The sequence below is a fragment of the Halorussus salinus genome, assembly GCF_004765815.2.
GTDB lineage: Archaea > Halobacteriota > Halobacteria > Halobacteriales > Haladaptataceae > Halorussus > Halorussus salinus.
Genome location: NZ_ML974129.1, coordinates 311,890 through 322,389 on the forward strand (window position 1 = coordinate 311,890; position 10,500 = coordinate 322,389).

Below are 10,500 nucleotides of genomic sequence, written 5' to 3' on the forward strand. Positions count from 1 at the left end.
GTTACTGACCTCCGATGGAGTCGGCTTCGCGTGCGGTCTCGCGCAGTTGCAACACGTCGCCCTCGCGGACGGGGCCGAGGCAGTTCCGCGTGATGATGCGGCCCTGATTCTCGCCCTCACGGATGCGGCACTTGACCTGCATGGCCTCGCCGTGCATCCCCGTCTTGCCGACGATTTCGATCACTTCGGCGGGCGTGGAGCCTTCTTCTTCGGATTCCTCTGCACTCATAACTCAACCACCTCAGCGAAGTTCCTCGACCTTGTCGGCGATGTCCTCGATGTCGTCTTCGGCCTCGCCGGAGTCGGTGACCGCGGCGGCGGCGCTTCCGACTTCGAGTCCGGCGGCGTGACCGATGTCGTCCTGCGTCTCGACGAAGATGAAGGGGATGCCCTTCTCGTCGGCGAGTTCAGGCAGGTGCATGACGATCTCCTCGGGCTGAACGTCCTCGGCGATGTAGACGAGGTCCGCGTTGCCGCGCTCGACTGCCTTGGTCGTCTCGTTGGTTCCTTTCTTGACGGTTCCGGTGTCTCGGGCGACCTCGAGCGCCTCGATGGCGCTGTCTTGGAGGTCGGCTGGGACGTCGAAGTTTACGTACACTGGCATGGTTGTTCACCTCCCTGCGCGTCGGCTCAGGCTCCCCTGCCGGGCGTATCCTGTGCGGCTAGGAGCATCATCAACCGCACGCAGGTCGTACCCTTGCGTAGTTCGTCACCCCTTAAAAGCGCTTTCAAATGCGCCGAGGGCGTGCGAAAGGAACGCACGGGAATCGGCGTCGTCGCTTCCGGCAACACTCCGGCGGGACCGAAGATGTGCGACCCAACGACTACCGGCGAACCGCGAGTAACTTCACCGATGACCGAATCGAGCCTCTCCGGAAGGTCCGCCGAAGCCGCGGCGTCGGCCGACGAGGAGTCCCCCGAAATCGCCGAGTCCATCGAGGAGTTCGTGGGCGGGACGCCCCTGCTCGCCCTCGACGCGTTCGCCGACAACCTCCTCGGGAAGGTGGACGGCCGGAACCCCTACTCGGTGAAAGACCGCATCGCCCGCGAGATGCTGGACGCCGCCGAGGAGGCCGGTGAACTCGGCCCGGACGGCGTGGTGGTCGAATCGACCAGCGGCAACACCGGCATCGGACTCGCGGCGATGTGCGCGGCCCGCGGCTACGACCTCGTGTTGACGATGCCCGAGTCGATGTCCGACGAGCGCCGCGCGCTCTTGGGGGCACTCGGGGCCGAACTGGTCCTCACGCCCGCCGACGAGGGGATGGGCGGCGCGAACCGGCGCGCCGAGGAGTTGGCCGAGGAACGCGGCGGCCTCCTCGCGCGCCAGTTCGAGAACGAGGCCAACCCCCGCGCCCACCGGCGCACGACCGGCCCCGAAATCTGGCGGGCGACCGGGGGCGAGGTGGACGCGTTCGTCGCTGGCGTCGGGACCGGTGGGACCATCACCGGCGTCTCGGAGTACGTCAAAGAGGAGCGCGGCCGTGACGACTTCTCCTCGGTCGCGGTCGAACCCGCCGCGTCGCCGACCCTCTCCGAGCAGTCGGCCGAGGGCCACGACATCCAAGGCATCGGACCGGGGTTCGTGCCCGACATCCTCCGGACGGAACTCGTGGACGAGGTTCGAGCGGTCGAGGGCGAGACCGCCAAGGACGCCGCCCGGAAACTGGCCCGAACCGAGGGCCTCGCGGTCGGCGTCTCGGCGGGCGCGGCGGTCGCCGCGGCGGCCGAGTACGCCCGCGAGAACCCCGATGAGACGGTCGTGACGATGCTCCCCGACACCGGCGAGCGGTACCTCTCGACGGACCTCTACGAGTAGCGCCACTCGCGGTCGATTCTGTCACCGGCCGCGCTCGGAGCGAGCGCGTTCCGACGCGGTGCGAAATCCCCTTACCCCGCTCGCGCCAACGCTCGGCCATGACTCTCGAATCGGTCGCGGCCGCGCTCCGCGAGGAGGCCCGCGCGACCGACGAGCGGCGACTCCTCGTCCTCACCGGCGACCGGGACGCCTGCTACGAGGCCGCGGACGCCGCGCTCGACGCGGCCGGACTCGACCGCGACGAGACAACGCTGGTCGGCACCGGCAGTCTCGACTGCGAGCGCGTCGGCCCGAAGCACGCCGACCGCCTGCTGGGGACCACCCGCGACTGCGTGGTCTTCGACGCCCACGCCGACTTCCGGCCGAACGCGCTCGGCCGGGTCGTCGGGGCGGTGGACGGGGGCGGCCTGCTCGTCTTGCTGGCCCCCGACCTCGACTCGTGGCCCGACGGGCGCACCGATTTCGACCGCACGCTTGCGGTCCCGCCAGACGACGCGGACGCCGTGACGGGCCACTTCCGGCGGCGGTTCGCCGAGACGCTCCGCTCTCATCCCGGTATCGCCGTCTTCGACGCGGACTCCGAGACGGTCGAGCGCGACGGGCTGACCCACCCCGCGCCGCGGCTCTCGACCGCCGAGGAGGGAGCGCCGGTCGGGTCGCCCGCGGGCGGTTCGGCCGAACTCCCCGCCGACCGTGGGTTCCCGGACGCGGCTTACGAGGCGTGTCTCACGGACGGCCAGATGTCGGTCGTCCGCGAGTTGGAAGCCCTGCGAGAGACCGACGGCGACTCGCGGGACGACGAGAGGACCGCGGTCGTCGTGGAGGCCGACCGCGGCCGGGGCAAGTCCAGCGCGGCGGGCATCGCGGCCGGGAGCCTCGCCGCCGAGGGCGCGGACGTGTTGGTCACGGCCCCGGAGTACCGGAGCTGTCGGGAGGTGTTCGTCCGCGCGCACGAACTGCTGAAGGCGCTCGGCTACGAGGTCGAGACCGACCACGACCCGCCCAAGAGCATCGAAACGGCTGGCGGAGGCCGCGTCAGATTCGCCGACCCGACCGAGGCCTCGAGTCTGCTCGGCGAGTCCGGCGAACCGAAATCCTCCGACGCCGCCGACGCTCACGACGCCGCCGACGCCCCCGACGCAGTTTTCGTGGACGAGGCCGCGGCGCTGTCGGTCCGCCTGCTCGAACGCTTCTTGGCCGCTCCGAAGGTCGCCTTTACCACGACTATTCACGGCTACGAGGGCGCTGGACGGGGGTTCTCGGTCCGGTTCCGCGACCGCCTCGCCGAGAGCGACCACGAGGTCGTCGAGACCGGACTCGCCGAACCCATCCGGTACGCCGCGGGCGACCCCGTGGAGGTGTGGGCGTTCCGCGCGCTCCTGCTCGACGCTCGGCCGCCGGTGGACGCGGCGGTCGCCGACGCCGACCCGGAGTCCGTCGCGTACCGCGCGCTCTCGCCCGAGGAGTTGCTCGCCGACGAGACCCTGCTCCGGGAGGCGTTCGGCCTGCTGGTGTTGGCCCACTACCGGACCGAACCCGACGACCTCGCGCGACTGCTGGACGCGCCGAACCTGACGGTTCGGGCGCTCGTCCGGGAGGGCAGTGCGACCGGCGGGAGGGACGACGAGGACGCGACCGGTCGCGGCGACGACGCAACCGGACGCCCGCACGTCGTCGCGGTCGCGCTCCTCGCGCGCGAGGGCGGCCTACCCGCGGACGTGCGCGAACACATGTACGAGGGCGGCCGCGTGCGGGGCAACATGCTCCCCGACGTGCTGACCTCCCAACTCCGGGACGAGGAGGCCGGAGTCCCGGTCGGGCGGCGCGTGATGCGCATCGCCACCCACCACGCGGTTCGCTCGCGGGGCTTGGGGTCGCGGCTCCTCGGCGAGATTCGCGCGGAGTTCGAAGGCGAGTTGGACTGGCTCGGCGTCGGCTACGGCGCGACACCCGAACTCCTGCGGTTCTGGCGCGCGAACGGCTACCGGACGGTCCAACTCTCGACCACCAGAAACGACACCAGCGGGGAGTACTCGGCGCTGATGCTCGACCCCCTGACCGAGGCGGGCGCGGCGCTCCACGACCGCCACGCCGACTGGTTCGCCTCGCGGGTCTCCTCGATGCTGGCCGACCCCCTCCGAGACGCCGACCCCGACGTGGTTCGGGCGCTTCTGCGGTCGGTCGATGCGTCGGTCGAACTCGACCTCTCGGCGTGGGACTGGCGAGCGGTCGCGGCGAGCGCGTACGGTCCCGGCCTCTACGACGCCGCTCCTCGGCCCTTCCGACGGGTCGCGCTCCGGTACTTCGTGGACGCGGGCGACGAGAGCGCGAGCGAAGAAGAGGCGACCCTCTCGGCGCGCGAGGAGGGTCTCCTCGTGAGGAAAGTGTTGCAGGGCCACCCGTGGCCGGAGGTGGCCGACGAACTGGGCTTCCACTCGGCGGGCCAGTGCATGCGGGCGCTCGGCGACGCCTACGAGCCGCTGGTGGACCGCTACGGCGACGACGCCGCGATGGCCGAGAGGCGGCGCTACGCGGAACAAGAGTAGCGAGTCCCGACCGCTCAGTCGCCCGCCTTCACCACTACGTCGCCGGACCCGAACACGGCCACGGTACAGCCAGCGTACTCGAAGGTGACGCGACCGCCGGTTCGCGGACGCCCCGAGGCCGTCTCGGCGAACAGCGCGTCGAGGGCGTCGGGGTCCAGCGTGTCGTTCAGCGGCGGGAGGTCGATGGGGTCGCGGTCGCGGGCGTCGGCGACGGCCAGCACGACCGCTTCGCTCGGCGGTCCTCCGGAGATGTGGCGGGTTTCGATGTCGCCATCGGTGTACGTAACGTTCGATTCATCCATACCGTGGCTAACTCGTTCCGGGGGGTGAGTCACGTGGTTTACCAGTGAGCCTTTTTAAAGTACCTAAGCATTTGTGAACTAGTCCCGTACGTATCGCCCATGGAGTGTACCGAGACGGACTGTGCGTCCACCGCGACGGTCAGACTTCACGTCCCGTGGGCGGACGACCGCGTAGTCTGTGCGGCCCACGCCCGCGTGCTGGCCCGGCGAGACGGCGTGGTCGCCGACCCGATAGCGGACGACGACGAGTGGCCGTGACCGCCCGACGTTCCGAACCGCCGACCGTGACTGTGGTTACGGCTCCTCGGCGACGGCCGACCCCAGCGAGCGTCCGAGGAGATACGTCGGAATCCCGACGAGGACGCCGATGCTCCCGAAGACGACGAAAAACAGGCCCACCGGACCGCGGACGCGCTCGGTCAGCGGAATCGAGTTGGCGAACAGGAGCGCGTACGAGACGAACACGAGCGCAACCGGGTGCGAGAACCCGTGTCCGTCGTCGCAGTCGGCGTACCCGAGCGCGAACAGCAGCGCCGCGGGAACCGACGTGTACAGCGGCGGCCCCACGTCGCTCCCGACGACGAGACGGACGATTGCGTCCGGGTCGGGGCCGTGAGCGGCCAGAACGGCGACCGCGATAGCCAGAAGCGCGGTGGCGTACGCCCCGACCGCGGAGAACCGCCGGGCGCGGGCGGCGACCAAGGACATCGCACCGAGGATGAGATACGCGCCCCCGACGGCGAACAGCCACGGGGTAGACGCCCTGACGAGCGGGACCACTTCGGGATAGAACGGATGGCCGAGGAGATACCCCCCGAGCGCGACCACGACGAGAGCGGTCCAGTCGCCGGGGACAGCTCGACCGTCGAGTCGCCCGCCGAGCAGGCGACGAATCCCGGTGAGGAATCCGGTGGCGACGAGCGCCGGGGAGACGACGAGGGCGACGACGTTCACGACGAGTCTGTTCATACGCTGTCGGACTGACAGGAACGGGATGAGTTTTGTGGACGCGGCGTGGGGTTCGATCCGTGGCTCCTAAGAGCAACCTACGTACGCCTTTAAGCTGTGTGTATCGTTCTTGAAGAAACCGGCAGTAACGTCGAACGGCTACCGTCGGTCGGCGTCCGTCGTCGGGTCGGAACAGTAGTCGTACACGTCGTCGTTCCAGTGACGGACGACCGGCCCGTCGAGTTCGCCGTCCCGAATCACCGCGCCAACGCTGTAGCACTCCGAGAGTCGGTCGGCCGGGAGGTCGTACCGCTCGCCGGAACTACGATTGTCGAGGCGGACGAGAACGGTGTATCGGCGCGTGGTGTTCGCTATCTCCGGCGGGTCAACAGTCGCGCCGTGGACGACGGTCCCGCGCGTCTCGTCCTCCTCTTTGCCCGCGACTCGGCGCGTCGTCCAGTGGACCACTTCGCCCTCGTGCAGGACGACGACTTCGACGGTGTGGCTCTGATTGTCGTAATTGTCCACCGTGACGCTTCGGAAGACGGGCGGCTCCTCGGGAGTCTCGGGGGCGTCGGTTCGAGGCGCGAGCGACGAGCAACCGGCGAACGCGAGGAGTGCGGCGAGCGCGAGGGCGAGGCAGGCGCGGCGCATTACCGGGGCTGTTCGGTGAAGTGACGTGTACCTTTCGCTGACTACTCGTGGGCGAAGTAGGCGACGCTCTCGTCGTGTTCCTCGTGGTCGTCCACGCGGGCGAAGCCGACGCGCTCGAACTGCACCATCTCGTCTTCCGCGGTGTCGCGGAAGCCGGGTTCGGCGTAGCCCACCACGTCGCCGTCGGGCGTCCGCATCCGGGTCAGGACCGCGGTGTCGGCCGGGACCCAGTGAATCACGTCCACGCCCTCGTCGCGGACCGCCGAGATGTCGTCGCCGACGTATTCGAGGTCGTCGTCCTCGCGTCGGAAACAGCCGAAGCCCTTGAGCCAGATGCGCTCGCCGTCGGCGGGCACGTCGCCCTCCTCGATTCGGACGCGCGTTCCGGCGTCGATGTCGCGGGTGCCCCGGTCGTCGTGTTCGGGGTGGACCGGCGGGTGGGCCTCCTCGGGGTGGTCGCCAGACAGCGTGAAGTCGGCGTGCTCCTCGCGGACGAAGAAGTAGCGGTCCGCACCGTCGTCGATGCGCTGGCGGTTGTTCGAGTAGACCGTACTCATCGCCAAGTCCACGTTGCTGGTCGAGGTGCCGAGTTCGACCATCGCGTCCACGATTGCCTCGCCGCGAATCCCGCGACGGCGGACGCTCGGGATGGTCGGCGCGCGGGGGTCGTCCCAGCCGTCGAGTTGGCCGTCCTCGATGAGTTCCCGAATCGTGGAGGTGGACATCTTCACGTCGTACTCGTCCACTTGGACGTGGCCCCAGTGGATGACCTCGGGGTACTCCCAGTCGAAGTAGTCGTAGACGAACTGCTGGCGCTTCGCGGAGTCCTGCAGGTCGATGCCCCGGATGATGTGGGTGACGCCCGTGAGGTGGTCGTCCACGCCCGACTGGAAGTCGAGCATCGGCCAGCACCGGTAGTCTTCGGCCTCATCGCGGGGGTGTGGCGTGTCGATGATGCGGAAGCCGACCCAGTCGCGCAGGGCCGGGTTCTTGTGTTCGATGTCGGTCTTGACCCGGAGGACCATCTCGCCGGACTCGTACTCGCCGTCCACCATCGCCTCGAACTCCGCCATGGTCGTCTCGGGGTCCTTGTCGCGGTGGGGGCAGGCCTCCGCGGAGTTCTTCATGTCCGAGAACTCCTCGCCGGAACACGAGCAGGTGTAGGCCCCGCCCTTCTCGATGAGGTCGCGGGCGTGGTCGTAGTACGTTTCGAGGCGGTCGCTCGCCCGGTAGACCTCGGCCGGTTCGAAGCCCAAATACTCGATTTCGTCCAGAATCTCGTCGTAGGCCGACAGCATCGGGCGCTTGGTCTCGGGGTCGGTGTCGTCGAACCGGACGATGAACTCGCCGTCGTACTCGTCGGCGTAGGTGCCGATGACCGCGGGCATCCGGGCGTGGCCCATGTGCCACGGGCCGTTGGGGTTGGGCGCACACCGCATCCGAATCTGGTCGTACCCGTCGGCGTTCGGCAGGTCCGGGAGAACTTGGTCGTCCTCGTCGTCCTCGCTCTCTATCTCCTCCAACCAGTCGGGCGCGAGTTCGCCGAGTCGCTCGCGGCGCTCCTCGACGCTCGACTCGTTGACCCGCGAGACCACCGGCGCGATGACGCCGGGAATCTCGTCGCCGTGCTGGCGGAAGTCGGGGTTCTCGCCCATCAGCGGTCCCATCACCGCGCCCACGTCGGCCTCGCTCTCGTGTTTGACCGCGTTGACGAGCGCGTGCTTCTCTGCCTCCGTCTCGATTCGCTCGCGGAGTTCGTCGTTCATTGCCGAGGAGTTACACCGTCGTCGGGAAAACTCGTCCGGATTCTCCTCGGTCGGGACTCGTCCGGATTCGACTGGATTCGCGCCGACAAGTCAGCGGAATGACCAAGACCCTTACGTTCGCGGGAGCGTACGCCCCGTAAGAACGTGACATCCGAGCAGTCGAGGCAGTTACCCGACGAGTCCGCCGCCGACGGACGCGGTCGGTCCGCCGTCCGCACCGTCCGAATCCTCTACGTGGACGCCGAGGAGCCTCCGCCCGCGCTCGCCGACGCCGAGGAGGTCTCGCTCGCTACCGTCCCGACCGCCGCGGCGGCGCGCGAGGTCCTCACCGCCGAGGGCACCGTCGATTGCGTCGTCAGCGAGTACGCACTGCCCGACGACGACGGACTGGCCCTCCTCGAAACGGTCCGGGACGACCACCCCAACCTCCCGTTCGTCCTCTACACCGGGTCGGGGAGCGAGACGGTCGCCAGCGAGGCGTTCGGCGTCGGCGCGACCGACTACCTGCCGAAAGACGCCGACGGTGAGACGCTCCGCGAGCGCGTGGACCGCGCGGTCGCGGCCGCCAGCGTCGAGACCGAGTCGGGCGTCAGCGGCGACCGACTCCGGGAACTGACCAACGCGTTCCCCGACGTGGCCTTCGTGCTGGACGAGAACGGCCGATATCTGGAGGTGCTGTCGGGGCCGAGCAGTAAGGACCTGCGGACGGTCCAACAGGAGCAGTTGGTCGGCAAGCGACTCCACGACGCCTTCCCGGCCGAGCAGGCCGACAGCTTTCTAAACCTCGTCCACCGGACGCTGGAAACCGGCGGCGTCGAGACCGTCGAGTACGAGGTCGAGACGGAGACGGGCGAACGCTGGTACGAGGGCCGGACCGCGCCGCTGGGCGACACCATCGAGGGCCGCGAGGCGGTCGTCTGGGTCGCCCGCGACGTGACCGAGCGCCGGGAGAGCGAGCGCCGCCTCGCCGAGAGTCGCGACGAACTCACCCGACTCAACCGCATCAACGGTCTCATCAACGACACCCTCCAGTCGCTGGTCGGGTCGGCGACCCGCGACGAGATAGAGCGCATCGTCTGCGACGAGTTGGCCTCCTCGGAGTTCTACCAGTTCGCGTGGATCGGCGGCCCGTGGGTGAAAAACGAGCGGATGACCCCCAGTGCGGTGGCGGGCATCGAGCGCGAGCGAATCGAGCGACTCGTGGAGGCGACCAGCGCCCGGACGGACGCCGAGAACGCGTTCTCGCGGGTCGTCGGCGACGACGAGTCGGTCGTCGTCGCGGACGTGGCCGACTCGGACATCATCTCCGAGCGAGAGCGCGAACTCATGGAGGAGTTGGGAATGTCCACGGCGGTCCTCGTGCCGTTGACCTACGGCACGACCAACTACGGCCTCCTCGGCGTCAGCGGGGCCTGCACCGGCACGTTCGGCGACCGGGAACTGACCGCGCTGGAGACGCTGGGAGAAATCGTCGCGTTCGCCATCAACGCGGTCAAGAACCGCAACCTACTGCTGTCGGACACGGCGGTCGAGTTGGAGTTCCGCGTCGAGAACCCCGCGCGAGGCTTCGGTCGCATCTCGTCGGAACTCGACTGTCGGTTCTCGCTGGAGGGACTCGTCGGCCTGTCGGGCGACCGGTTGCTCGAATACGTCGCGGTCGAGGGCGTGTCGGCCGACGCTCTCGCCGACCGAATGGACGAGTCTCCGACCGTGGACGAGTACCGCCTCGTGACCGCCGACGACGAGACCTGCCTGTTCGAGATTCACTCCGCCCAGTCGGGCGTCAACCAACTGGTCGAGGCCGGAACGGTCGTCACCTCGGCGACCGCCGACGGGGGCGTCGTCCGGTGCGTCGCCGAGGCGTCGTCGGACGTGAACGTGCGGGGCGTGGTAGAGGAGTTCCGGACCACCTACCCCGAGGCCGAACTCGTGAGCAAACAGGAGGTAGACCGGCCGATTCACACGACCCAAGAGTTCCGCCAGACGCTGGCCGAGAACCTGACCGAGAAGCAGCGGACCGCCCTCCAAGCGGCCTACTTCGCGGGCTACTACGAGTACCCGCGCGAGAGTACCGGCGCGGAAGTCGCCGAGTCGCTGGGCGTCTCGTCGCCGACGCTTCACCAGCATCTACAGGCCGCACAACGGAAACTCGTCGGCACCTTTCTGGACCTCCAAACGTCGGGTGAGTGAACGTTCGTTCGACCTCTAAAACGGTTGATATTCGGCGCTTGACACTCTCTACCGGGCGTACCTCACTATTGAGGCATAGGTTTGTTGTCCCCTCTGGCGTAAGATTCGAGCGGAGGTCACCCGCTATGAATCACGACTCTATTCGCTCGGCCGTGTTCAGTTAAGAGCGAGGCGGTCGTTCTTCGGTTGCTCTATGACCAAATTCAACCGCCTCAGTGGTTCTAGTTCGTGGATTGACTTGGAGTTTGTGGAGCGAGAGCGGACACCCCGGCCTG

Annotated in this window: 10 protein-coding genes; 4 read left to right on the forward strand and 6 right to left on the reverse strand. The window is 68.5% G+C overall.

What is annotated here, in order from left to right; genetic code table 11:
* Position 1: 1 nt before the first annotated feature.
* Both EPL00_RS13465 and rpl7ae read right to left on the reverse strand, forming a co-directional pair.
* Complete coding sequence (locus EPL00_RS13465) at positions 2-229, reverse strand: 30S ribosomal protein S28e (RefSeq protein WP_135854672.1); 228 nt, start codon at positions 227-229, stop codon at positions 2-4.
* A gap of 12 nt (positions 230-241) precedes the next feature.
* Complete coding sequence (gene rpl7ae / locus EPL00_RS13470) at positions 242-604, reverse strand: 50S ribosomal protein L7Ae (protein ID WP_135854673.1); 363 nt, start codon at positions 602-604, stop codon at positions 242-244.
* A 249-nt stretch (positions 605-853) separates the two neighbouring features.
* Here rpl7ae and cysK point away from each other — a divergent pair, with 249 nt between their 5' ends.
* Entirely contained in the window at positions 854-1,819 is a 966-nt protein-coding gene (cysK, locus tag EPL00_RS13475) for a cysteine synthase A (RefSeq protein WP_135854674.1), read from the forward strand.
* 98 nt (positions 1,820-1,917) lie between these two features.
* Positions 1,918-4,365, forward strand: coding sequence for a tRNA(Met) cytidine acetyltransferase TmcA domain-containing protein (locus tag EPL00_RS13480; protein ID WP_135854675.1), 2,448 nt, complete (start codon positions 1,918-1,920; stop codon positions 4,363-4,365).
* Between the two features lie 14 nt (positions 4,366-4,379).
* Here EPL00_RS13480 and EPL00_RS13485 read toward each other — a convergent pair whose 3' ends face one another.
* Positions 4,380-4,667, reverse strand: coding sequence for a HalOD1 output domain-containing protein (locus EPL00_RS13485; protein WP_162224219.1), 288 nt, complete (start codon positions 4,665-4,667; stop codon positions 4,380-4,382).
* Between the two features lie 99 nt (positions 4,668-4,766).
* Here EPL00_RS13485 and EPL00_RS23590 point away from each other — a divergent pair, with 99 nt between their 5' ends.
* Positions 4,767-4,925, forward strand: coding sequence for a hypothetical protein (locus EPL00_RS23590; RefSeq protein ID WP_202932642.1), 159 nt, complete (start codon positions 4,767-4,769; stop codon positions 4,923-4,925).
* A gap of 36 nt (positions 4,926-4,961) precedes the next feature.
* Here the strand turns inward: EPL00_RS23590 and EPL00_RS13490 are convergent, their stop codons facing one another.
* From EPL00_RS13490 to EPL00_RS13500, 3 genes are all read right to left on the reverse strand, one after another.
* On the reverse strand, positions 4,962-5,636 hold the full coding sequence (locus EPL00_RS13490; RefSeq protein WP_135854676.1) for a hypothetical protein: 675 nt from the start codon (positions 5,634-5,636) through the stop codon (positions 4,962-4,964).
* Positions 5,637-5,774: 138 nt separating this feature from the next.
* On the reverse strand, positions 5,775-6,269 hold the full coding sequence (locus EPL00_RS13495; protein ID WP_135854677.1) for a hypothetical protein: 495 nt from the start codon (positions 6,267-6,269) through the stop codon (positions 5,775-5,777).
* 41 nt (positions 6,270-6,310) lie between these two features.
* Positions 6,311-8,035 carry a glutamate--tRNA ligase gene (locus tag EPL00_RS13500; RefSeq protein ID WP_135854678.1) on the reverse strand — a complete coding sequence of 575 codons (1,725 nt, stop codon included), beginning with the start codon at positions 8,033-8,035 and terminating at the stop codon, positions 6,311-6,313.
* 144 nt (positions 8,036-8,179) lie between these two features.
* Here EPL00_RS13500 and EPL00_RS13505 point away from each other — a divergent pair, with 144 nt between their 5' ends.
* The gene (locus EPL00_RS13505; protein ID WP_135854679.1) at positions 8,180-10,225 is read left to right on the forward strand and encodes a bacterio-opsin activator domain-containing protein; all 2,046 of its coding nucleotides are present in this window, start codon (positions 8,180-8,182) and stop codon (positions 10,223-10,225) included.
* Positions 10,226-10,500: the final 275 nt, after the last annotated feature.